At 55.6% G+C, this 23770-nt stretch carries 22 protein-coding genes and 1 pseudogene; 13 read left to right on the top strand and 10 right to left on the bottom strand.

What is annotated here, in order from left to right; genetic code table 11:
• Positions 1-51: 51 nt before the first annotated feature.
• Positions 52-1206, top strand: a complete 1155-nt coding sequence (locus tag AA309_RS07440) for a site-specific integrase (RefSeq protein WP_160310414.1) — start codon at positions 52-54, stop codon at positions 1204-1206.
• Between the two features lie 356 nt (positions 1207-1562).
• Positions 1563-1784: a NepR family anti-sigma factor gene (locus AA309_RS07435; RefSeq protein ID WP_047188383.1), complete on the top strand. Its 222-nt coding sequence runs from the start codon at positions 1563-1565 to the stop codon at positions 1782-1784.
• A gap of 1436 nt (positions 1785-3220) precedes the next feature.
• On the opposite strand, the gene AA309_RS07425 is transcribed toward AA309_RS07435, so the two are convergent.
• Together AA309_RS07425 and AA309_RS07420 are read right to left on the bottom strand one after the other, a co-directional pair.
• Positions 3221-3448, bottom strand: coding sequence for a DUF6894 family protein (locus AA309_RS07425; protein WP_047188381.1), 228 nt, complete (start codon positions 3446-3448; stop codon positions 3221-3223).
• Positions 3449-3472: 24 nt separating this feature from the next.
• Positions 3473-3895 (bottom strand): hypothetical protein, encoded by a 423-nt coding sequence (locus tag AA309_RS07420; RefSeq protein WP_047188380.1) that lies wholly within the window; start codon positions 3893-3895, stop codon positions 3473-3475.
• Between the two features lie 3055 nt (positions 3896-6950).
• Here AA309_RS07420 and AA309_RS07405 point away from each other — a divergent pair.
• From AA309_RS07405 to AA309_RS07375, 5 genes are all read left to right on the top strand, one after another.
• Positions 6951-7496 (top strand): recombinase family protein, encoded by a 546-nt coding sequence (locus tag AA309_RS07405; RefSeq protein WP_047188415.1) that lies wholly within the window; start codon positions 6951-6953, stop codon positions 7494-7496.
• Between the two features lie 219 nt (positions 7497-7715).
• The gene (locus AA309_RS07400; protein WP_047188377.1) at positions 7716-8099 is read left to right on the top strand and encodes a hypothetical protein; all 384 of its coding nucleotides are present in this window, start codon (positions 7716-7718) and stop codon (positions 8097-8099) included.
• Positions 8100-9255: 1156 nt separating this feature from the next.
• Positions 9256-9858, top strand: coding sequence for a hypothetical protein (locus AA309_RS07385; protein WP_150117429.1), 603 nt, complete (start codon positions 9256-9258; stop codon positions 9856-9858).
• A gap of 2 nt (positions 9859-9860) precedes the next feature.
• Positions 9861-10391: a virion core protein, T7 gp14 family gene (locus tag AA309_RS07380; protein WP_047188373.1), complete on the top strand. Its 531-nt coding sequence runs from the start codon at positions 9861-9863 to the stop codon at positions 10389-10391.
• 285 nt (positions 10392-10676) lie between these two features.
• Positions 10677-10892, top strand: a complete 216-nt coding sequence (locus AA309_RS07375) for a hypothetical protein (protein WP_047188372.1) — start codon at positions 10677-10679, stop codon at positions 10890-10892.
• Between the two features lie 534 nt (positions 10893-11426).
• Here the strand turns inward: AA309_RS07375 and AA309_RS07370 are convergent.
• A complete protein-coding gene (locus AA309_RS07370) occupies positions 11427-12014 on the bottom strand; it encodes a hypothetical protein (RefSeq protein ID WP_047188371.1) in 588 nt (195 codons plus the stop codon).
• A 667-nt stretch (positions 12015-12681) separates the two neighbouring features.
• Between AA309_RS07370 and AA309_RS07360 the strand changes: the two genes are divergently transcribed.
• The 3 genes from AA309_RS07360 (at position 12682) to AA309_RS07345 (ending at position 15113) form a co-directional block, all read left to right on the top strand.
• A complete protein-coding gene (locus AA309_RS07360) occupies positions 12682-12891 on the top strand; it encodes an RNase H family protein (protein WP_047188369.1) in 210 nt (69 codons plus the stop codon).
• 710 nt (positions 12892-13601) lie between these two features.
• Positions 13602-13871, top strand: coding sequence for a hypothetical protein (locus AA309_RS07350; RefSeq protein ID WP_047188367.1), 270 nt, complete (start codon positions 13602-13604; stop codon positions 13869-13871).
• Positions 13872-14624: 753 nt separating this feature from the next.
• Positions 14625-15113 (top strand): hypothetical protein, encoded by a 489-nt coding sequence (locus AA309_RS07345; RefSeq protein ID WP_150117428.1) that lies wholly within the window; start codon positions 14625-14627, stop codon positions 15111-15113.
• 794 nt (positions 15114-15907) lie between these two features.
• On the opposite strand, the gene AA309_RS07340 is transcribed toward AA309_RS07345, so the two are convergent.
• The 3 genes from AA309_RS07340 to AA309_RS35090 all read right to left on the bottom strand — a co-directional run bounded on the left by AA309_RS07340 (position 15908) and on the right by AA309_RS35090 (position 20466).
• Positions 15908-16909 (bottom strand): sensor histidine kinase, encoded by a 1002-nt coding sequence (locus AA309_RS07340; RefSeq protein WP_047188365.1) that lies wholly within the window; start codon positions 16907-16909, stop codon positions 15908-15910.
• A gap of 72 nt (positions 16910-16981) precedes the next feature.
• Positions 16982-20035 (bottom strand): PAS domain S-box protein, encoded by a 3054-nt coding sequence (locus AA309_RS07335; RefSeq protein ID WP_160310413.1) that lies wholly within the window; start codon positions 20033-20035, stop codon positions 16982-16984.
• Between the two features lie 263 nt (positions 20036-20298).
• The gene (locus tag AA309_RS35090) at positions 20299-20466 is read right to left on the bottom strand and encodes a hypothetical protein (protein ID WP_160310412.1); all 168 of its coding nucleotides are present in this window, start codon (positions 20464-20466) and stop codon (positions 20299-20301) included.
• A gap of 258 nt (positions 20467-20724) precedes the next feature.
• Here AA309_RS35090 and AA309_RS07330 point away from each other — a divergent pair, with 258 nt between their 5' ends.
• Positions 20725-20970, top strand: a complete 246-nt coding sequence (locus tag AA309_RS07330; RefSeq protein ID WP_047188364.1) for a NepR family anti-sigma factor — start codon at positions 20725-20727, stop codon at positions 20968-20970.
• Positions 20971-21017: 47 nt separating this feature from the next.
• On the opposite strand, the gene AA309_RS07325 is transcribed toward AA309_RS07330, so the two are convergent.
• Both AA309_RS07325 and AA309_RS07320 read right to left on the bottom strand, forming a co-directional pair.
• Positions 21018-21428: a hypothetical protein gene (locus AA309_RS07325; RefSeq protein ID WP_047188363.1), complete on the bottom strand. Its 411-nt coding sequence runs from the start codon at positions 21426-21428 to the stop codon at positions 21018-21020.
• A 72-nt stretch (positions 21429-21500) separates the two neighbouring features.
• Positions 21501-21896, bottom strand: a complete 396-nt coding sequence (locus tag AA309_RS07320) for a response regulator (RefSeq protein ID WP_047188362.1) — start codon at positions 21894-21896, stop codon at positions 21501-21503.
• Positions 21897-22306: 410 nt separating this feature from the next.
• Here AA309_RS07320 and AA309_RS07315 point away from each other — a divergent pair, with 410 nt between their 5' ends.
• Together AA309_RS07315 and AA309_RS35085 are read left to right on the top strand one after the other, a co-directional pair.
• Complete coding sequence (locus AA309_RS07315) at positions 22307-22495, top strand: hypothetical protein (protein WP_150117427.1); 189 nt, start codon at positions 22307-22309, stop codon at positions 22493-22495.
• A 112-nt stretch (positions 22496-22607) separates the two neighbouring features.
• On the top strand, positions 22608-22760 hold the full coding sequence (locus tag AA309_RS35085) for a hypothetical protein (protein ID WP_160310411.1): 153 nt from the start codon (positions 22608-22610) through the stop codon (positions 22758-22760).
• Between the two features lie 278 nt (positions 22761-23038).
• On the opposite strand, the gene AA309_RS34120 is transcribed toward AA309_RS35085, so the two are convergent.
• On the bottom strand, positions 23039-23332 hold the full coding sequence (locus AA309_RS34120) for a hypothetical protein (RefSeq protein ID WP_150117426.1): 294 nt from the start codon (positions 23330-23332) through the stop codon (positions 23039-23041).
• A gap of 200 nt (positions 23333-23532) precedes the next feature.
• Positions 23533-23770: pseudogene (locus AA309_RS07305) on the bottom strand (porin); the annotation flags it as partial.

Raw genomic sequence — 23770 nt, 5'->3', positions numbered from 1 at the left:
CTAATGGTGCTGGCCAATCGCTAACCTTCCGTCAAGCTGTTGCACTCGTTGGTGAATGGGTATGGCTGGTTCATCAGGGAGTATGAGGAAGACCCTCTGTCGTCTGGAGACTGGGACCGGATCCACGACGAAATCACGAGGGATATCTACACTCGTTTCTCCCTAACGGAGGAAGAGGTCTATGACCCGGACTGGGAACCTACCCCAGTGGTCAAGCGGCGGATACGTGAAACCCTTTCATCATTGGCGGAAGTCCCCCAGTTCCTAACGTTCAAGGGGATCACTCTCACTGATGAGGCTTCTGCTCAATTCCTCGACGCCTTACATGGTGACTTCGTAACAGCTATCGGAACGCTCAGGCGAAGGAGCATCGGGGACTATTCACCTGATAAGACTCCTTTGAAGTTTCCTCAATTCGAGCATCGGAAAGCCTCTGGCATGACCGTATGGGCTCTCTTTGAGGCATGGGTAAAGGAGAAGAAGCCCCGTCCTCAGACTGTGGATCGGTGGAGAGCGGTCTTCCTGAACTTGCAGGGGAACTTCAGCGATAAGGATGCCAACAACATCACTGAGGATGACGCTCGCCAGTGGGCAAAGGGCTCGATTACGGAAGACCGATCAGCCCAGACGGTTCAAGAAGTATGGCTTAACGCCGCTAAGACAGTCTTCCGGCGGGGCAAGGAAACCAAACACCTCGACCATAATCCGTTCGAGACGGTGAAGGTTACCGTCCCCAACAAGGTCAGGCACCGGGAAACCAAGGCGTTCACCTCTGAGGAGATCCAGACGATCCTCAAGGCAACCCTACAAGAGCCTCCTGCCCGCCTCTCGGCTCACTACCGAGCCACACGGCGATGGGTGCCTTGGATCTGTGCCTACACCGGAGCCCGTGCCGGTGAGATCACCCAACTTCGTGGATCTGATGTGATTGAACGGGATGGTGTGTGGGCAATCCGCCTTGCTCCTGAAGCTGGCACGATCAAGACCGGGGAAGCTCGCACAGCGCCACTCCATGCGCATCTGATCGAACAGGGCTTCATCGACTTTGTAAAAGCCGTTGGAACAGCCCCCTATTCTATCAGCCGTCTGCTCGTAGGAAGTCTGAGCCAAGCGATCCAACCAAACCGGGACAGTCTCAATCGGTTAAGACTCGTAATCACCTTGCAGAGTGGGTCCGTGAGATCGGAGTTGATGACCCTGAATTAAGGCCGAATCACGCTTGGCGTCACACGTTCAAGCAGATCGCTGACCGCAGTGGGATCAGTGAGAGGGTCTCGGACGAAATCACCGGACACGCTCCGCTCAACGTGGCGCGGTCATATGGGCAACCAACGCTGATCGATATGGCAGAGGCGTTGAAGCGGTTCCCTCGATACAAGGCTTAGCGACTAATCGGCGACTTCGCAGAAAACCTTGAGCGACAAACAGCAGATGGCACCAGTAGAGACTAACTTGTGTTAACGTCACGCTGAAACTTCAATCGTTTCCAGGGGTTCCCCTCCCCAACGGTAACAAAGATCACGCTGAACCTAGGAAAACCGTTCAGCGGAGGTGAGCACGTTATGCTGATCAAGGACGAGCGTCAGTGGCGAGGAGACTTAGGTAGTTCACTGAACCCCAGTTTCTGGGATCTGAAACTGCGTACTCAACTCGGCCGGGACCTGCGAGCCCAGTACGAGAAGTCAATGAGGGAGCCCCTGCCAGAGCGGCTCGCTGCGCTGTTGGGGCGACTGGAGAAGCAGGAACGGGTGAGAAGCGCGCAACTGGATCTTGAGATCGACTAATCTGCACACCTTTGGTCGGTGGATGCCGATCGAAACAGCGCCTCGGGATGGATCGCCTGTCCTGATCTTCACAGCATGGTCAGACCGCACGGTGGGCTACTGGTCTCCACATCGAGGGATTTGGATCGACCAGAGCCACGGAGTAGTCGTGGCAACCCACTGGATGCCATTGCCGGATCCACCAGAGGAAGCGATGGCTGGCTGAAACCTCATCCGCCAAGTATCCCAATTATTCTGGGTACCAGCACCGCTACAGCCGTGAGGACTAACCCTATGAACGCCGATACGGTTAACCTGTCGAGCAGCTTCAACTCTGAGTACCACAACATGAAGTTTGTCAGCATTGATGCTCCGTATTTGGCTACATGATAGACCGCTGCCGAAGCCGTTGCTGTTAAGCTGGCCTGTAGGATCTCCACATGCGAGTTGTCGGTCGAAGGGAGCTCTTCATCGCAGTCGAGTCTCCCTCCTCTTTAAGAGCGTAGCTCATAACACGTACTGTGAGATTTCCAGGAGCGTTCACTGCAGCCCCAAGTCCAACATCAACAACAAGCCGTTTAGCGGCATTGTGGAACATGGGAGGCAGGACCTAACCCCTGCGGGTATGGCCCAAGCACTGGAGTCCCAACCACCCCGCGTGAACCAAGGCACAATCGAGCTCAATGCCTGATGCCGTAAGGGTTTGACCGCCTCATCTGTCCCGAGATCTGAAATTTGCGCGACATCAAGCAAGGTGCCTGGACGCTGCCTTCGCGGAAGTGACCTTACGGGACCGGGAGCAGCCGAGAGGCGCTTGCAACGGTAGGAAAACTACCTCCTTCAGGACAACCACCCTGATATTAGTAGTCAGCAGGCTATCCCATTCAGCCACCCGCCTTGGTGGAGTGGCATGGTACTGTCGCAATCACGCTCCGAACCGGAGGCAACACTGGAGGCAACAATGCACTTAACGCCCGTAGAGCGTTTCGTTGTGTTCCAGGTGCAGAATGAGTGGTTGGTCACATACAGAGATCGGACACAAATCTCCTACTCCACGCGAGAGGAAGCTGAGACTTCGGCCTTTGATGCCGCAGATGCCTTGGCCTCTCAAGGACATGCTGTGTCCATTCTGATCATGCCAGATGAGCCCGACGCTAACGGCCAGCATCCGATGGTGCTAACGGGACGTACTCCACGAGTGAAGCCAAGCTGAACCTCCTGCCCGCACCTTTTACTGGTTCTCGCAAACCAAGAGCAGTCGTGATGGAGGACAAGGACAGGCGTCGGCTCGACATTCAGAGCGCTGGGAGCTTGGTCCAGGATGCACAAGCCGCCCGAGTCAGAGAGCATGTTCGCGCCATCCTCAACCGGCTCAAGTCTCACGCCTGAAATCCTCGCGCGAGACCGAGTAACTCCAGAAGACATCGGAGCCGGGAGGCTCTCGCATGTGATCTTTATCAGTGGAGGGACTTGCTGAGGAGAAACGAGTAAAGAAGAGTTCCCTCAGGGCATACTATATCGAGCCGCCAACCGATCCAGTCATCGATTACGCCATCGTACTCCTGTTGTAATTCGCTGATGGCCTTCTGTGCTTCAGCCTTTGCCGTCTCCAAGTCCGGGACTTCAACGCCTGTGTCATCCAGGATGGTCTCGTGGCCGTTCACGAGGTGAAAGAAACAGCGCATGTCCGCCCCTTGGCAGCCGATTGTTCACTTCCTGTCATCATCTGCAACCTTTAAGGCGAAGCTGTCGACAGGCACCCAGCCAACATCAGGATGCGGGCACGGCACCAAGTAGGCCCGACCATCCTCCAGTTTCTCAACGCGGCACCGGATTGCTCTCTGATCGCCCGGAGGGCGGTACACAACAATGGAGCCAACCCGGACTTGATCGTCGAAACCGAATCTTGCGGGGTCACTGGAAATGTGAGTTTCAGAGGTTAGGCGTTGTGGTGCATCCGCCTCCTTCCTCGCCCTCAGGCGGTCGAGGGCCGCAATTGCAATCCGGGCGCGGTCCCGATATCGGTCGCTCACTACCCTCAGGAGGAGGCCACGGCTGCGCCCTGGATACCAGGAAACTCCTCCGATTTTGGCGAGTTCGTTCGCAACCATTTCAATTTCTTCTTCGGTCATCCGTCCCCATCCGTAACTACAAACTCAGAGGTACTTCGAACTAAGTAGAAGAATAACTCCCTAGCTTCAGAAAGGATGCAGACTGATCTGGCGGAAACAGAGCTTTCCTGCGCGGTTGCACTTCAGGGTCAAAGGACCTACTGGGCAAAAGAAAAGCGCCCGAAGGCGCTCCCAAGTGGTCAGCCGTAGGGGCAAATCATGGCTGATAAGCAACAATAAACGAACGATTGATGAATTGGCACAAGCCAAGGGCAGTACCACTTGTGGATACCTGTTCAGCACTGAACCAAATCAGATACGGCTAAGGTAATCCGTAGGGGTATACGGGCCAAGGGCCGCAGACCTGGATCAGAGTTCAGGCGCGGCCCTTTCTCATGTCTTGGTCTACTCTTGGGTGCCCCAAGAAAAGTGCCCGTGCCTCAGGTGCGCGTCCGCACATCAACACCGACGGGCGGTGATATCCTCAAAGCTGTTTCCTCCCCCTGTTTTACCACTGGCTCCTTCAGGCAAATCCTGCGGGGGCCTTTTTGTGCGGTCAGTTGGTTCATGGCGTAACCATGACATCGCAATTACGCGATAACTATCAACGCCTATGGGGGCCGACACCATGTCTATCGAAATCCGTACTCGTTCCAAATTCTTCATCCTTGATGGCCTTGGGCTCCACTTCGGAACCCGCAAGTGGAAAGCCTCATGGAACAAGGCTGACGGCCGGATCTGGAACCGGGCTCCTCAGGCCCGTGGTCAGGGGTTCTGTGTGAAATCTGACTCGGAAGGGCAGTGAAACCGGTATTAGTAAGAGGGGTCTTTAACGAATCTCTTGGAGACCCCAGCCTTGGACCCTTGGCTCTCGTCAATCATCGTTGCCCTGATCACTGCCTCACCTCACATCATCTCTGAACTGAGGAAGTGGCGTGATGATCGCAGGAGGGATGATTAACTAACCCAGCAGGTCTGCCTTCATCGGTGGGGCTTCATCGTTTCTCGATGACGCTTTCCGGTCGCGCCCTCACGTCACACACGGCGATCTTGCCTCGTAAAGTCTTCGCCCCTAGCCGACCAAGAATGCCCGTCTGCGATAGTCACCTCCCCAACAGTCCTGGCCTCTTGGGTGGCATCGGCAGTTCCTTGAATGTCATCCCTAGGACAGCAGCCTTGATGGCCTCACGGCTCACTCCGTAGTCACGAGCGAACCTGCTGAAATCCCGCTCTCCTGACGCATAGCGCAACCGGGCCTCAAGGACCTGCTCAACCGTCAGCTTGCGCCTACCGCTTTCCATGACCGACTCAACGTGAACAGAATGAGAACTTTTCATGTGTTCAACGAAGGAGTCGATGGGAGGGTTCTAGGCTGCAATGAGGGCTGTGGAGAGTGGGGATTGAGGACCAATCCCCGATCAATCACAAAAAGAAAGAGCCCCGCTAGAGGGCTCAAGGAGATTTCTTCTCGCATCTGATCGTGCCCGTAAGGCAGAGAGCTATCAAACGTCCAAAGGGGGTAGAGCCATAGAGGCTCAGTCAGAACAATTCCCTGTGCGTCTTTAGAATCACACAGAATTTTTCATGAGTCATATCAGGTAAATAAAAGTATCCACCCCTGCATAGGTGAATGATTACGTGAGAATATCTGCAGGGGTGGACAGTAATGGTCTCGACTAACGTCTCGCCAAGCTACCCAGAAACGTGACTGGATTATGACGTTCTTCATGAACAAACACGCGAACAACCTTTGTGGGTTATCATGGAATTCACGATTAGCGTTCGCTCATTCTCTTTCACCTTCGACAGGCTCGGTCTTCTGGCTGGCTGGAAGGACGCTTGGCGGTGCTCTTGGGGCCTGGAGATGGCTGGATTTTCGACAGGCTGAAGGAGAAGCGGGACTGACATTCCCCTTGTCGAACGAAAGAGAGCCCCAGGAGGTCGCGACCTGAGGCTCTCGATGCCTAATCTCACGAACACCTAAAAAAGTTATAGGCGCAGGGATAACGCCACTCCCGGGCTTACGGTCCGCCAGACCCCTCGAATCCTCCAGCAATTTTCTAAGGCGGCTCTCTCCCTGAGGGTCGCCTTTCTCACTTCTGGAGGCCATTCCAGTGTCGTCCTCACGTCATTGACGGTGATCCTGTCTCGGTAGGTACTAGCTCTATCTGACCAAGAATGCCTGTCTGTGACACGGACCTCCTCAAAGCAAAGAGCCCCAGGGATTGGACCTGAGGCTCTCACTTAGGGGCCAAGTAAGGCACCTAGCGGGCTGGGGCAGGTTGCACACTAGGCATTGAGCTAACAGCCCACCGGCGTTCTCAGTTCAATAGACTGAAGGGGTACAGGCCAGCCTATGGATGACCTCCAGAGGAAGGCTGTGGCATGTGCAGCCATGAGGGCTGTGGTCTTGATGAAGGCCCATGGCCTAAGTCATTGAGCTGGATGGTGTTTTTAAAAACACTCCCACTAGATCCCACCAGATAAGACAAATCCCGAGTAATAGGAGAGAGACCCTACCCCTAGGGATGATATATAGATTATACATATAGGTAACCTAAGGGCGACCTAAGGGTCTAACCGTAGGATAAGACCATAAGGGTATAATCATCATATAGATATCATCTAAGGTATCCTAGATTATGAATGATAGTATGGTCTTCATATAAGAGAGATGACCTTAGGGTAAGCTATAGGCTGACCTGAGGGTGCCCCTGAGGGGACCTCAAAATATCTGCTAAAAATTTATGAGAAGGTATCAATAAATACGCTGCGGGAGGTTCCCCCCGTGCCACCCCCCGCCTCAAAGGAAGAGGACCGGGAGGGGTTGCCTCCTGATCCTCTCAAGGTGACGAACGGTCTTCGTCTCAGGGAACTGCCCAACCACCCAGGTCAAGCCAGAAGATCCTGACTGCTTCAATGGTCTCTGTCATTAGGTCTGTTGTCACATCACAGTATACCTCAGGGTGACACTTAAATGTTACGCTTAAGAGTGTAACATCAGGATCGACTTGGATTGATGTTACGCCATGTTACGTAGGTCTAGAGGCTGATGTTACAGCAAGGGGACCTACAGATGGCTACTTACGGATACGCACGGGTCAGCACCACGGATCAGGATCTGACCACTCAGGTTGAGAAGCTGACCCAGGCAGGATGCACTATCGTCCGTGAGGAGAAGATGAGCGGGACCACCCGTGAAGGACGTAAGGAGCTTGATACCCTTCTGGCATTCCTTCATCCTGGCGATGTGTTGATGGTCACTAAGATTGACCGCTTGGCCCGATCCGTTGGTGACCTCCAAGACATCGTTAAGGCTATCAGGGCCAAGGGTGCAGCCCTCAAAGCTACTGATCAATCTGTCGATACCTCCACAGCAGCCGGTAAAGCCTTCCTGGACATGCTTGGTGTCTTCGCTGAATTCGAGACCAACCTCCGCAAAGAGCGTCAGATGGATGGCATCGCTAAGGCGAAGAAGGCTGGTGTTTACAAAGGCGGTAAGACCCGTATCGACCGTGAGACTGTCATACAGATGAAGGTAGAGGGTCACGGACCATCAGCCATCGCTAAGGCCCTTGGTGTCTCCCGTATGCAAATCCACCGGATACTGACCCAGGCGTAAGCCTCCCTCACAATCAAGAGTTTCCAGGAGCGTCCTTAAGCGGCGCTCTTTTCGTATCCCCTTCAGGTCTTCGATGGTTTCACCTGGAGTGGCTCACTGACCACCTACCCGCTGGTTCCATATCCAAGCGAAGCATCTCGTTCCTCGCTCATAATCAACGGCGGGTAGGTGGTCCCTTTTCTAAGAAACCAGGCCCAACCAACCAGACCGAGAAAATCAATGAATATCACTCTCCGACCCATTGGCCGTGGAGGGCGTTATGCTGCCCTTCTGAATGGACGTGTCCTAGCTCAGGGTCATACCCCCATCTTCTCCGCTGCAAGACAACTCAAGCGGGAAGGTGTCAGTGACGATGTGATCCTCACAGTCGCCCATGAGGGAAGCCCCATCACTTCCATGGTCATTACCGTGGGTAAGGCTGCTGCCCTCACTGTGGTCGAGCGGGATGACCGTGGACTGACATTCGAGAACTACCGTCCTCATCCCTCCCAGGATGCCCCTGCAAGTGTCGCGGTGGCTTCACAGACGGCGATGGCTAGTCGCCTTGATGCAATTCCTTTCCAGACAGAGAACGCCTTCAGTGATGACCATGTGTTGGTCTGAGGGGGGACGTATCTACTTCTATTTTCGATTGTACCGAACCTATGAAAAACAAACAGTATCATGAAATAATCGTACGCATCGATGAAGATCGGAAGGCCGTTGTTGGTGTCCTACTAGCAAGCACATGTAAGACCTGCTGGCTCTATGCCGAAGACTATGAGGCGATAATCGCTAACTACGAGTTGGCATCTTGGGTGCTGAACTCAGCCGGTGAAGGGAAGCCAGCCTATGTACGCTTCAAGCACCAAGGGAAGCTCATCACGGTAGCTCGTCTAATCCTAGATGCCCCTGCCAGAACAGCCGTGAAGCACAAAGATAAGAATACCTTGAATTTAAGGCAATCCAATCTCTGGCTGGATCATGGTGGAGGTGGAGTGAGGAAGAAGCCCAAGACCTCCAAGAAGCCGAAGTTTCAGCCTCTTGGGTCCGGCCTCCATATTCCTGTGAGGGCCTCCAATGACTGACCCTCAGGAACCCCACTACGTTGATCGAAACGGGACACCGTACTTCACACGGAAGATCACCCGACTGGTTCGCCCTTGGCTTCACGTTGAGGGCCACAGTGGATCAAACCTGAAGGGAGACATCGAAGAGATTGCTTGAGGAAGGCACCTTCGATGAACGGGATATCCGCATCCTCTCTCACATCCTCAAGTGCTGTATTCGGCTGGATGACACTCAACCTGATGGGCTCAGGGTGAGCATGAATGGAAAGCAATTCAGTCGCCTAGTCGGTATCCGCCGCTCGTTCATCGAAGAGCAACGTCAACGCCTCTTCGACTCTCTTCACAAATTCGATCCTAAGCCAAAGAAAGCCACCTAATGTCATTCGCTCAATACCAAGTCGCTACTGATGGCGACCCTACTGATACATCAAACCTCATCTCCTCTGAGGATCGCTCCATCACCGTTCGCTCTGGCAATGCGGTAACTACCTACAGCGGTAATGAAGCCACTGAGCGGGATACCTACGCGAGCGTCAACACTGCGGATCTTGATCCGTCAGGTGGTCTCCAAGCTCGCACTCCTACAGGGTCTCCCCGGCAGGGTGCCCTTCAGCCGACCGATATCATCAGTGTGGCTGGTTACTCAGACCACATTGCAGAATGCCGCTGCACTTGGGTTGGTGGAACAGAACCAAAATGGACGTTGGATCTTGGTCCCCGATGGTGAAGCAAGGGTTCTCGCAAGTGAGCAGCCACAGGAGACCCCTGAGGATGCCGGTGAAGCCCTGCCCGATGCTAACGTGGAAGCCGATCTAGCTGATCTTGCTGCCTCCATCAGCTCAGGAACACAGGTCGCACTAGCCCAGCAGATGATTGCCGAAGGTTCGATCAATGCCAACACCCTCGCGAGAGCAGCAGGAGAGAGCAGCCAAGAGCCAGGTGTTCTCAATGAACGCATCAACGCGGTCGCTCAGGGATTCCAGACACAGACTGACTCCATGCTGAAGGGCCCGGGAGCTGATGACACCTCCCGCTTTTACGAATGGGCTCAAGAGAACCACCCTCAGGAACTCCGCAAGGCAATGACCGATCACGTCATGGAGCGGACCACGAAGGGATACGCCCCTCTCTTCAATCAGTACGTGGAAAGCCTTGCAGACCACTCAGCAGAGGATGTCCTCAACGCTTCCTTTGGCGATGGCATCAAGGCCCAGATGATCGACAGTCAGGTGATCCTAGACATCCCTGGACATGGCCGGATGACGTTCCGCTCTGCCGTTAAGGCCGGTCTAGTTAGAGTCACAGGAGCTTAATCATGTGTATGACAGCACTACCCCTGATGTCGCTGGCTATCGGTGCTGCCTCCTCTGTCGCTGAGTTCGCTCAACAGAGTACGGAAGCTGATGACGCTAACAGGCGATATGAAGCCAACAGACTAGCTGCCCTTCAGAGCTTTGAAGACAAGCAACGCTCTATGAATGAGCAGATCATCCAAGAACGTGAGTCTGCTGCTCAGGAACGCTTTGACGTTGCCTTGGAATCCAGAGCAGCACAGGCGACCAATGACGTAGCAGCCGGAGAGAGTGGCGTTAGTGGATTGAGCATTGACGCACTAGCCCGTGACTTTGCCGCCAAGGAAGCTCGTTTCAGTTCTCGCATGGATACCCAGCAGGATTGGACGATGACCAGACTTGAGGCAGAAAAGCGTGATCAGAGCTACGAAGCCCTAGACCGGATCAATCAGGCTCCCAGAGCTAAGAAGTCATCATTCTTGGGAACGGGGTTGAAGATCGGAGCCTCAGCCGTCAACGCCTATAGCCAGCATAAGAAGCTCAACGCGGGCTGATTGGTCAGCCTCAAGGTCATCCTGGGTGATCCGAGGATATAACTGATGATTATCACTTTCTAAAAACAGTCACCTATCATCCCCCATAAAGGCCCTGTCTCCCCTGCGGAGTTGGGGCTTTTTCTATTTCAAGGATAGCCCCATGGAATACACCTCTGAGGTTCTCGACCGGACCACTGGTGATCTGAAAATTATCACTCTTGGAAATTGGATCACCATTACAGAGCTTGGGAAGCAGCATGGACTAGGATCGAGGAAATCCGTTCTGTCCTTCACCACCTTGGGATGCTCCAGACCGAGAAGAAGCGTCTTCGTCTGACCCCTAAGGCTGTGGCCTTGGGCTGCGGTAAGCGCCACGACAATCCTAAGAAGATCAAGCACCCCTTCGATGTCATCGGTCCTCTGGGTCAGAAGGTCATTGCCGAGAACCTGGGATGGGTGATGGAGGATATGACCCAGGAGAAGCAACGAGGCTTCCACCAAAGACGGAAGGCTGCCTGATACCGTAAAAGGTTGGGAGGGTGTCACCCGATCGATGCCCTCCCGCAGTTCTCACCCGAAGGTGAACGTAAACCGGCGACCTGAGAAGTCACCTGTTCCGGTTCCACGTGATCCAGTCGAGACAAACTCGAAAGGTCCACTCCGACCATCGGCACAGTTGAAGGTGCCCTTACCTTGACGACCTGTAGTGTAGACGAAGTTGCCCTGACAGCTGGTCTTGGCGGAACGGATCTCCAGGGTTCCAGCTCCATCAGCGTAACCTGTTGCGGTTCCAGTGAAGGTCTCTCCTGTCCCTTCAACGAGTCCAGTTACAGGCAACGTCATGGAGCAGCCACTCATGACCACGGCGATAGACGCAAGTAAAGCAAGGCGAGATAGCATTTCAGTCCCCCAGATTAGGAATAGGAGGGAACTGTATGGCTTAGCTTTCCTAGGTGCTAATAGCCATTCACAGACATGTTCAGGATAGCTCACGACCTTCGCACGGGCCCTCAACGCTCCTGTGCTCGGACCTTCTGGGATAACCATCCATCCTCATAGGGAGGCGACTGTCTTCGTTACCACCGGAATGCGAATAGCCGGGTAGCCCTGACCCGGGTGATAATCCAACCCAATGAAAGCGTCTGTGATTAGTTCGCACTCGATCACAACGTCATCAAGGAACTTGGTTAGTTCCTCCACTCCTAGACGGATCTCCCCAGTCCAGAAGATAAGGAAGTACCGCTCCCACGGGCCATCCTTTAGGTCCCTAGGCTGATCCTTCTTCGTGATCTCTTCTCGGAGTTGATCCAGAAACTCCTCTCGGCTCCACTCAAAATAGTAACGCTGCTGGCTCCCAGCCTTGTGGGCTTTGATTGATTTCTCCAGCGCACGGCGGTGCACGAACTCCGTCAATTCGATCCCACAACGAACACCATTGATTTCGACCTCACAGTCAGGCGGGTCCCTTCCCTCGCCTCTGTGCCGTAGGTTCTTAAACTCGATAACAGCAGTCTCCAGAACCACTCGGGCATCGTTGAGTTCGTCCAGGTTGCGGTACTCGCGTTTGGTCGAGCGAGCGCCTTGGACCGGGCGAAGTTGGTTAATCAGCTTACGCAACCCGTCTAGTTCGTCCTCGTCCATCGGCGTCCCTTCAAGTCACCCTGTGTGATCTGAAGATATTACTCATGAGATTCACTCTCTAAAAACAACCACTCCTAATCACCCACAGAAGCCCATCGAGGTCACCCCTTGGCGCTTTGTTCATGGCTTTGGGTGACAACCCGCAGCATGACCTACTTCCGCGACACTACCACCACCTCAGAGCAGTCGGAGGTCTTGAACGCATCCGGTTTACGCTTACCTCACGGGAGACCCTTGATCCGGGCCCCTCTGACGTGAGCCAGCTGGCACTTACGTGATGTCGGATCCCAACTGATCTGACGGCCAGCAAAGAGGTAGACATGATCCAGGACATTCTCGTTTTCGTTATCAACCTGCTGGTTGTTGATCCTCTCCAAGATGAGATGAACAAACGGCTCGCTGAAGTCCGAGCGCCTCAGGCTATCATTGCAGACGTGAGAGCATGTGCCGAGGGTTCGCTGCCAAGACTTGCGGAACGAGCCATGGCTGAGCCCGTCTGGGTGGTGACAACCGCCCTCGACGTTTGGACTGGCAGGGCAACCCCAGAGGATGTGCTAAGCACATCGCCACGGTGCGAGAGTGCCATCAAAACGGCCCGGGCCTATCTCGAAAGCCGTGGAGCATAATAGCGGGAGCTTAGGCCCCGTAATCCTCCTTCCACCCCTTCATGCCATACCTCCGGCATGACCTGCTCCCGCGATACCACCGTCATTTCAGAAAAGAGGTCTTGAACCAAGACCTATGGATGCAGATGGACACCCTGATGGTTGGCCGGAAGATCACTAGAAAATGGGTGAAGGGCCATGCGGGGCATCCTGAGAACGAGCGGGTGGACGCTTTGGCTAATGGTGCGGCGCAGCAAGCCACCCGCTATTAGAATAACTCTGAAGTAGTAGCGTTTTCTATCAGTATTGCCGCCGATCATGAAGCGTGCCCTAATGATCAATGATCAATATAGGCGTGTTCCAACACCCTATAATACCAAGGGGAACGCCATGAAGTTTAATGCTAAGCTGCGAGCGAAAAGCGAGGCGGGTACGTATCCGTCCATGATTAGACCGGAGACTGAGACGAGATTGCACACGCTCTTGGACGCTCTTGAATGCATGAATGCGCGAACCGCTCGCGAACTAGAAGTGCTCGACAGGAGTGGCGCTGAGGAGGACCTCAAAGAGTTCGTCAGGCAGGACATCCTGTCTCGCCACCAGGAAAGGCGACTGCCTCTCCAAAATGCCGTTGAGGAGCTACGTGCCCAGCACCGCACTGCATCTTCAGACGTCAATGAGTGATCACAATCCTCGGAACTGAATATTAACCTTGGCAGTTTCAGATCACCCCCACGAGCGAGTTGCGTATCAGCTCGGCGCGGTATGCTCAGACACCGCAGCGCCCTAGCCGAGGGAAGCCCCCTCCCTGGCTAGGGCGTTTGTTTTTGACCAGCAATCTCCAGCTTGAGCAGAGTTCCAGATTGGCTGTTATGTTTGGCTTCAGACATTAGTTGTCTGCTGCCTAGCTTCATATTGCGTTGATTAAGCAGCTCAGCGTGGCAAGCTGACAGCAGTGATTTGTTTCAGAGAGACCGTTCTCATGGACTTTACCGCGGCCGTGCTGCTGGCCTGTCTCGGTGCCGCTGGGCTCTTCCTTGTGCCCTTCTGGGTCAGCCGCAGAACCACCGATCCGACGATCATGAGCCGTGTTGATCCGATCTTGGGGGTCAAGGACCAAGCTGCTATCCACGACATTGATACGTCATTTATCCCCATGCCGGATCACCTCAGGACGAACGATGAGGTGGTCGCGTGGTTGACCCAAGACCTTCCAAAGCTGACTACTGAGCTATCTCGGCCAAGGCGATAAGGCTGTCAGTAGGACTCACAACTCGATCAGTGCGGGTATCAACACTGTTGCTCGATAGACTAGCAGGGTTACGGCCGGAACCAGAACAATGGCTGCTAGCAGGAACGCGAGTGTGAGGTTGAGTAACCGCATGGCGCAGGGTTCCCAAGGGTCAGCGATTGAAAGCTGATTGGAAACCTTGGCATTAAAGCGGCGTCACCTTCCCTAAAACAGGTGAATAGATCGGTCACTTGCCAGCCGCTACAAAGACCCTACAAAGGCGCGGATTGGCCACAGAGAAACCTTAGTATTTTCAATTGGTACTTAGTGCAGTGGCGGTTCCCCGCCGCCCGCACCATTCCAGCCTTGAACTACCGCCCTCACCTCACCTCGCTTGGTCAAGTTCCTCGTCGGCCCTGCAGTCAGTCCGATCGGACGCGCTCGCCAGCCGCCTCCGTTGCAGGTGGAGCCCCGTCAACTCCTTGGCGCTGAGCATAGGAGCTTTTTGGCTTGATCCGTTGCAGAACCAACTGGCGCGACGCTTTAAACCCTACCCACAAAGGCCCATATGTCCTATCCAATGGCATTAGAGCCCCGGTATAGCCTGAAATGTGCCAAGCCTAGATTGCCAAACAGAAAACCCATCTGTTGGTGATTGCGTTGCCACTAAGGGGTTAACTCACCTTCGTGGTACCGGCGAAGTCGCAGATTCGGCGTGCCGCGCTGTCGATGAAACGACGGTCACGCGCCTGGGCGCACAACGTGGGGTGCATCATGACGGACATGGAAGAGCTGAAACAGCTTATCGCCGACACATGGCGTGACGAGGAACTGTCGTCATCGGCCTGCTGGGGTGTCGAGGCTTATTCCAGACTTTGGCCCTTCGTTTTCTTCGTCAATGATTGGGATGTCTGGAATGAGAACAGGAAAGACTTGAAGCCTAGCGTCTACAATTGGCTTAACAAACAGGATACTGCCTGGGATTTCTATCATCTGCTTGGCGGTTGGGGCCTTGTCGGCCTCAAGGATCGACAAACCGCCGAGCATTTCAAGTTGCGCTGGTCGGGAACGCTCAAAGCAGTTCCCTCACCTGAAGAAACCTGGAATCCACATCCACTCAACAGCAGCTTTGCCTGCGACCCGGGCGAAGAGGTAGCGAAGCCGGTGCGGCTTCAAAAACGGGTAGTCCGTTCATTCTCGCCGCTGGGAAGAGCCCAAGGCACTAACATTTCCGTTCAGACACGAGCACCCCGGGAGGCCTAGCCCTCTGTGTACGCCAGGTCACAGAGGGTCCCCTGCCATCTGCGCTCAATGTCCCGCTAAGAATCACTCATCTCTGTTTCTGAGCTTAGAGAGGTTGAGACGCCCTCCATCACGAGAACTCTCCGTTAGGAGCGCTTGGCGGCTAACTCTTCTTCCGAGCTAGTCCTTTTGTTTGCAATGATTTGGGCAAATTTTTGTAGAGCGGTTTTCCTGAACCTGATTTCAAGCCGTGAAGGACTAGGAGCGCCGTTTGCATCTCGTTGAAAGAGCAGTTTAGCGAAATAGACCATTTAGTCTAATTGCCCCTCCGGCGGAGGGAATCTAAACAGATTCTGTTCGTAGAGGCATCTATAATTTCCATTACATAGTTATCGTTCAACGAGACCTTCGGCGTCGCAATAAGACATGGATAATGCCGCAGTCAAATCAGGTTTGAGTGCGGCTTTTCTCGTATCAAGAGTGGCCGAAGATTTAGAATGAGCAACGTTGCCATAATAATACTTGAAGAAAAGGGAGCCGCGCCTGAGTTTGTTTATGGTCCAGGTCGCGGCCCCTCCAGTCCGTAGTGCCCCTACGGCAAACGCAGCAGTATCTGATTTGGCCCTTTGTGATCAACTCTGAAACATGATCCAAATATCCGAAAGAGATTGAACTTTGGGAGTAATACTTCTGATATTGAAGTATCCTGTAGATATTCTTCCCTAGAATTATTACCTACAAGGACCGATCCAATCTTTGCCCCTACGGATCGCAACTTGAGCGCCCTCTTACAGGGCGCTTTTCTTTAGGGCTGCTCACCCTAGTGGCACCTCAATGGAACAGATCACCCCATCTGGCTCGAAGGTGATCGCCACCTTACCTTCGAGTTCCTGAGCCAGGCTGCGCTCGATCAAACGTGTCCCGAAGCCACGTCTGGATGGCGGGACGACGGGCGGACCTCCCTTCTCCTGCCAGGAAAAATGAAGGCATGGAACGCTTGGTGCCCCCTCGATTCTCCACGACAGAAAGATCTGTCCTGAGGTAGTGGAGAGGCTGCCATACTTCGTTGCATTCGTCGCAAGCTCCTGCAGCGCCATGGCCATTGCAAGAGCCTTGCTGGGAGCAAGCCGAACTTCGGGGCCCGCGAGGTGAAATCTGGCAAAGGCAAAAGGCTCGACGGTTCGCGCCAAGATCTCATGCAGGTCCGCACCGTCCCAACGCTCACGGGTGAGTACATCGTGCGCCCGCGACAAAGCCGTCAGGCGTGCATCGATTGCTGCCCTGGCCTCCGAATTGGACGATGACGTGCGCAGCGTTTGGGCGACAAGCGCCTGGACGGTCGCCAGTGTATTCTTCACCCGGTGATTGAGCTCATGCATCAGGAGCCGCTGATGCTCCTCCGCGCGCTTGCGCTCCGTGATATCGACCGCAATCAGCACTGCGCCGACCATCTCGCCGTTTCGCATCACGGGAGCATTGGAGCAGGCAACATGAACGGGTGTGCCGTCCCGATGAAAGAAGACGTCCTCATGCTTCTTCACAACCCGGCGTGACTCGAAGACGTGTCCGAGCGGGCATTCCGCAATAGGAAAGGGCCGTCCATCCGGATGCTGGTGATGCACGATGTCGTGCAGAACCTTCCCGAACAGTTCCTCCTTCGTCCAGCCGAAGGTCTGCTCTGCGGCGGCGTTGGCCAGCACCGTGCGCCCTTCAAGATCCATCACGAAAATGGAGTCTGCCGCATTCTCAATAATCAGGCTAGCGAGATCGACCGGATGAGAGTTCCCATCGCTCCCGAGGGGCAGAACAATTGACATAGCATCATCATCCACCGGAGGACACGGCGTTGTCTACTGCTACATTCTTCACAGCCCAGAGAAGCATAGCTTTCATCCTCGAGAGCCCTCCTCGTCCAGGATTTTCCTGACCCGCTCCACGAGGCTAACCGCCGCAAAGGGCTTAGTAATCAGCTGAATGCCCTCATCGAGCCGCCCGTGGTGAACGATGGCGTTACGCGTGTAGCCTGTGGTGAAGAGCACCTTCAGATCAGGGCGGATCTTCAGCGCCTCGTCGGCAACTTTACGGCCGTTCATTGGGCCGGTCAGGACGACATCCGTAAAGAGAAGGGCAATCTCGTCCCGATGGACCTGGAGGAGCCTCAGAGCTGCCTGCCCATCTTCTGCTGCAAGCACGCGATAACCGGCATCCTCCAGCACTGACACGGAGAAATCCCGCACCATATCCTCGTCTTCGACGACGAGGATCGTCTCGCCATCCACAAGCGCTGGTGCAGGTGCGGGTATTTCCTCGATAGACCGCATCCTGTCCCCAGGCTGCGTCATGCGTGGGAAATAGAGTTTAACCGTCGTGCCTTGGCCCGGTTCGGAATAGATCGCAGCATGACCGCCCGACTGACGTGTGAAACCGTAGACTTGGGCCAATCCTAAGCCCGTGCCCTTTCCAACCGGCTTGGTGGTGAAGAAAGGCTCGAACACCTTCGCCTGCACATCCGGCGTCATGCCCGACCCTGTGTCGGACACGCTCACCATCACATATTGCCCGGCTTTGATCTCACCGCCTGTGCTTACGGAATATGCCTCGTCCAAATAGGTGTTGGCTGTCTCGAGTGTCAGCTTGCCGCCTTCCGGCATCGCATCGCGCGCGTTGACGGCAAGGTTGAGAATTGCGCTCTCGAGCTGGTTCGGATCGGCTTCCGTACGCCAAAGGCCGCCGGCGAGCACAGTCTCAATGGCAATGTTTTCGCCGATGGTGCGCCGGAACAGCTCAGACATGCCCGTGACGATCCTGTTGAGATCCACGACTTCAGGCTGGAGCGGTGACTGGCGCGAGAAGGCGAGCAAACGATGCGTAAGCTGCGCGGCCCGTTTGGCACCCTCCACTGCGTTGTCGACATTGCGCACGAGGCGCGGGTCGCCTGAGTTTTCCACCTTGCGGCGGAGCATGTCGAGATTGCCGGTGATGACCGTGAGCAGATTATTGAAGTCATGGGCGACACCGCCGGTGAGACGTCCTACCGCCTCCATCTTCTGCGCCTGCCGCAGCTGCGCCTCTGCCTTCTCGCGCTCGGCGATTGCTTCAGCGATACGCTGCTCGAGCGTGGCGTTGAGCGAGCGTAGAGCCGCCTCCGCCTGCTTCTCGCGATCCACATCGAGACAGGCCACGACACCGGCAACGATCCGGCCCACCTCATCGCGGATCGGCGCTGCCATCAGACGGAGCCAAGCATTGCGACCATCGCCGTGCTGGTAGAGCAGCTCCAGTTCGGCGCGCTCTTCCTCGCCACGCAGCACGCGCGCCATAGGGTATTCCGCAGCCCGGACCTGACGCCCATCAGGATGGAAGCCGATCCAATCACGATAGCTCTCCACATCCTGAGACGGCAGAATCGGATGCCCGAAGATACGCTCGACCTGAGCATTCCCACCGATGACGCGCCCCGAAGGCGCCTCGGCGATGACGATGCCTACGGGAATCGTATCGAGAATGGCCTGTAGGCGACGCTCGCTCGCCGCAAGCGCCTCCTCCGTGCGCTTGCGCTCGGTGATGTCGATGGCAATGCCGGGGAAACGCAAGGGCTTGCCCGTTTCGTCGTGATAACAGCGGCCGCGGGCAGCGATCCAGCGCGTCACGCCATCGGAGCCGATTACCCGGTACTCGGCAGAAAAATCCGTTCCCTTGGCGATAGCATTCTCGATCTCGGCACCAGCAGTCACTCGATCCTCTGGATGCATGCCAGCAACGAACGCCGACAGAGGCGCACCATCAGCTGTGCGTTCGGGGTCAACCCCGAAGAACGAAGCAAAGGTTTCGTTCGCATAGATACGATCGTTCGCGACATCCCAGTCCCAACTGCCAGCTCCACCGGCAGCTTCGAAGGCAAAACGTAAACGCTCCTCGCTCTCGCGCAAAGCCGCTTCAGCCGCATCTCGCTCCCGTTCACGCTGACGCAAATCCGCCGAGGCAACCGCAAGGGCATCGCTAACTTTAGCGACCTCACGGACTGGAAGGTGCGATCGCGCGACCGTCTGGCCACGACCAAGCGCCATCGCCTGAGCGGCAAGCATCTCCATTGGGGCCGTAATATGCCGTCCGAAGAGCCAAGCCATACACGCCGACAATGCGGCAAGTCCTGCTCCGAGCCAGCCTAGATACCAGAGCGATTGCCGCAACGGAGCTGCGAGTTCTGCATCTCGCACTCCGACTGCAACGCGCCAATCCGACAATTGAGAGCGGGCGTAAGCACCTAGAACGGGCTGGCCATCGATCGTGAAGCCATTCCATGTTCCTGCAGGACCAACGGTGTTCTCTTGCAGGTCGCGTGTTGCGGGCTTGCCGACGAACTCTTCATGCCGCGTGTTGCGTGCCAGAATGCGGCCCCCGCGGTCGATCACGGCAACCGTCCATCCCTTCGGAACACCTTCGCGACTGGTGAGCTTCTGAAGTCGTTCAACGGGGCCGCTGACAGAGAGCAGATAAACGATCTGGCCGTTGCGGATCACCGGCATCGTGATGCCGAAGAGCGGTGTTCCCGATACGCTCCCTGTGAATAAGTCCGTCACGACAGGCTTCTTGAGATCGATGGCAGCCTGATCGCTGGGTAGGAAGGTTCTAGGCAAGGGCTCGCCGCGTGGCACGCGCGTGTTCACCAGTTGCTGCCCATCTGGCGTGCGCAACACGATATTGACGCCGTTCGACAGGTTGGCTCGCGTTACCTGATGATTGAAGTTGTCGATATCGCCGTTTTGCAGGAATTGCGAATAGACGAGAACGCTCAAAGCCGAACGCAGACCGGTCAGTTCTCGGTCGACATCCGCTGCGATGACATGGGCGGTATCAAGAGCATTTTCCTCCAACCGCGCTCGTTCAGCACTAGCGAACTGCCAGAGAATGTAGCCGACAAAGACGAGAATCGGCAGCGCCAAGCCCACACACATGAGAGCCAGATGGGAGCGCAGCGATAGGCGCTTTCGATATCCTGGCGATCGGCTTGGTGCGAGAGATTTTCCTTCAGGCACTGGCGCGGTGCTATTCATGAAACCCCTGTTGAGCCTGTCCCGTTTGCAAGCCTCCGCAAGCTCCCCGTCACCGCGAGCCGATATCCGTTGGCGAGTTATGGAGAGCGTCTTCTCCTTGGAAAAGAGGCTCAAGGAGCGAGAAAAGCCCCTCTCAGTCAACGTTCACGGGATCAGCGGTTGTTCCAGGCCTTCAGTGCAAGGATCGATGTAAAGACAGGCCATCCGAACGCAGCAATCATGATGTGGTCGAACCCGACCTCCTCCTCGCTGTCGATGGTAGTGGACACGGCCAGAAGCAGGATGACCCCGCACAAATAGACCATTATTACTTCGCGCACTCTTCGAGCCCCAGCCCTTGTTGTTAAAGTCGAGCTTGTGAACCAGGGGCGAGATGAAACCAATGCGACCGGCGGTCGCCTTGCCTCACGTCAGGAGGCATCAAGCTGTCCCCGGTCCTTGCGAGGCCTTTCAACCTGAGACAATTCGGCTACCTCCGAGTAGTCAAAAATAGCATTTTTTCCAAAAACTTAGCTGCAACTCCTGACGCCTTTGACCGTTCTTTGGCTCGAGACGCGTCAACAAGATGGGAGGCAAGAATGCCAAAGCGGTTCCAGCAAGCTGATGGACCGCCCTATTCCATGGGTAGACATGCCAGTTGGAGCATCAATGCCAACGGGCTGACTGCGGCTGGCCAAAATGAACTGCTCAAGCAGATCGGACGGCAGCTCCAGTCCGATTATCAGGATGTCCTGAAAGAGCCAGCCCCTGACCGGATCAGAGAGTTGCTTGAAAGGCTTGAAGCGCGCAGCAATCAGGCTGCCGACGACCAAGAGGATCTGTAGGCTTTCACTCGCTCGCGCCTATCCTGATCCAGCCCAATCTCCCCTCCTTAGCGATGGCGTGCACGTTTCGACCGCTGTCCGGAGCGTGACGGCGAATTCCCTCGCGCCTGTTCCTGCGAGGCGCGAGGGATCAGATTGTAGATCACAAATCCTGCGAGGAAACCTGCGCCCAGCAGAATGAGGGGATGAGACCGAGCCGTCTGAACCGCACCCGATGCCATTTGGCCCATGCTTCGCATGCTCATCGCAGACATCGGCACGGACGCACGGATGAGGCGCTGAGCCCGCTTGACGTTCTCGGCGCGGGTATGAATCTCCAGATCGTAACCCTCGTCTTCATCATGGCGATGAAGCTCGATGCTGTTGCGGGCGAAGCCGCTGGAAACGAGCCGCTGGACAGCCTGATCGGCGGCCTTGCGGGACGGGAATGTTCCGGTAGCGACGGTCGTCTGCGGCATCAGCAAAATCCTCCTTGATCTGCTGACGGCAATTCTCGACGAGCGCCAAGGTTCCGAGGAACTGAGCACCCTTTAGTGTGGTCGGGGCGCCTGCACCGCTCTTTCGGCCTCTATCAACACCTCGAGGGCTCTCCATGGCTTGGGCATGAAGCGCACATCCCGCGGCACGTCTCTGAGCTCGTCTTCTGGGGAAAGTCCCGAGGTCAGAACCGTGCGAACCCAGGGCCATTTGAGACGAACGGTCCGGGCAAGGTCAACACCATTCATGAGGCATGGCAACCGAACATCGGCAAAGAGAAAAGCAACATCCTCCGCATGACTGCGCAGATAATCCAAGGCTTCTTCGGCACTGGCTGTCTCGACCACTCGCAGATCCGTTTCTTCCAGAAGAGCGGCGGCCAAGCCCCTCACCTCGAAATCATCCTCGACGATCAATGCAATGCGACTCGGCTCGATCTTTTGTCCCATGCGGCGTCTCCTCTGTCCGCTCCGTTTTTGGTACCCGCAGCAACTCAGCCTTTTTGCGAGGCCGCAAATTCCATTCAGCCCCGCCCAGCGGACAGCGCGTTTGGAACAGGCAAGTTTGCTACAGCCGATTGCCGCTTCTCCCCTTACGCATCACTGGCGGAGGCAGCACGAAAGATCCTCAGGCAAAACGATGCGCCGCCTGCACTGAGGACCCTCGTTGCAGAACGAGGATGAAGACGGACTGTTTCAGCTTGGCCGCTGATAAAATCGCTGTCTCGCCTAATTTCTACCTAGAGGAACCGGCTTATAGCCTGTAGCCTAAACTCAACATTGTCTGCTTCGCATGCAGGGGCCCTGTCGTGTTCAAGGAGAGTCAGTTACACCAGGAGTTCCTGGATCTGGAGAAAGCCATGCGGGTCCTGGACATGCAACTGGCCGATGCTCTGCACCGGATCCGCCACGGCACCTCCGCCGACCTCGTGGAAAAGGCCAAGCAGGATGAGAAGCTCCTTCTCGGCGAACTCGATCGCTTAATGACGAGAATGCGTGCGATCGAAGGTCAACTTCTCCAGATTCAGAAGACCGCGACACGGCATTAAATGGCTGAAATTTAGGGCTTTGAAGGCGCGGTGTGCGAAAGCGCACCTCCCGTTAGGGGCTTTTAAGTTCATGGTTCAGCCATTCTTGAAGGAGCTAGTAAGGAGTAGAGCAATGGTTGCCCGGCGCTCTCACTTTTCATTGCACGGCAAGAATTTCCGAGAGGATGACCGGCGTCCCCGCCTGCACCTGCCGCTCGTTCCGGCTTTGGTCGGTGCACTGGCCCTGGTGAATGTTGCATCCGCCGTTATGGCCCTGATCCAATAAGATGCTGCGATCAGACCTCAAGCGATGACGGGAATGACTGGAAATGGGAAAGGCTGCAGGGCAGCATCAGACTGCCCTGCAAGCGCAAGGGGCCCGTCTTAGCGAAGACCCAGGAAAGACAGGATCGCGATGACGACGACGATAGCGCCGATGAGCCAAATGATGTTGTTCATGATAATGTTCTCCTGACGAAGCATTCACGCTATGGCAACCGCCACGGTGAGCGTTCGTTCCCTTGGGCTGCGATCGGCTTCGTAGGAGCGGCAGCGCACGATGCTCTAGTCGCAGACCGTCTCCTCTACGGAAGAAGCTCGCCCATAGGCATCCACTTCCCTCCTGAGAACCGTCCGGCAGTTCTCGCTTCCAAAGCCTCGTTGCGTATCGCCATGGACGCGGTTCTCATAGACGTGCCCAGCTTCGTAGCCAGGGCCGAAGCGATATTCGCCGTAAGACACATCAGCCGAGGTCGAGCACCCGGCGAGCCCGGCACTCAATCCGAGCCCCAGAACCCCAATCTTCAGACCGGATTTCGACAGATGGGCAAGACACTTATGGGCAAGACACTTAGGCATCGCTCAGCCCCGGGTGATGACGGTTTCCAGGGCGACGCCCCGATATACCTGAAAGATAAGCCAGTCAGCTTGGCAATTTGACGGCATGCCAGCCGCGGAGCCTTCATCAAGCTGGGGATGATGTGCCTGGGCCATGCACCTGACAAAAGAAAACCCCGGTTTTTCCACCGGGGTTTCCTTATCCGATCGGGATGAGCCGATTAGAAGTCGCGCTGAACGCGCAGACGGCCTTCCCAAGCGTCGTCGTTGTCCGTCCCGGCAACATCCAGGTCGACGTTCGAGTAGAGAACCTCAACACCGATGTCGAGACCGGAGACCGGCGACCAGATCACGTTCGTGCCGACGCGCCACTCATTGAAGTCCGCGTCGGTGATGCCAGCGCCGTACTCGACGCTCGCATACGAACCGAACACGCTCTGACGGATCTCAGGGGTCCAG

Origin of the sequence: Microvirga vignae (assembly GCF_001017175.1) — a bacterium.
In the GTDB taxonomy this organism is placed as follows: domain Bacteria; phylum Pseudomonadota; class Alphaproteobacteria; order Rhizobiales; family Beijerinckiaceae; genus Microvirga; species Microvirga vignae.
Note: the sequence above shows the minus strand (reverse complement) of the source record. Positions and strands in the feature narration are given on the sequence as shown.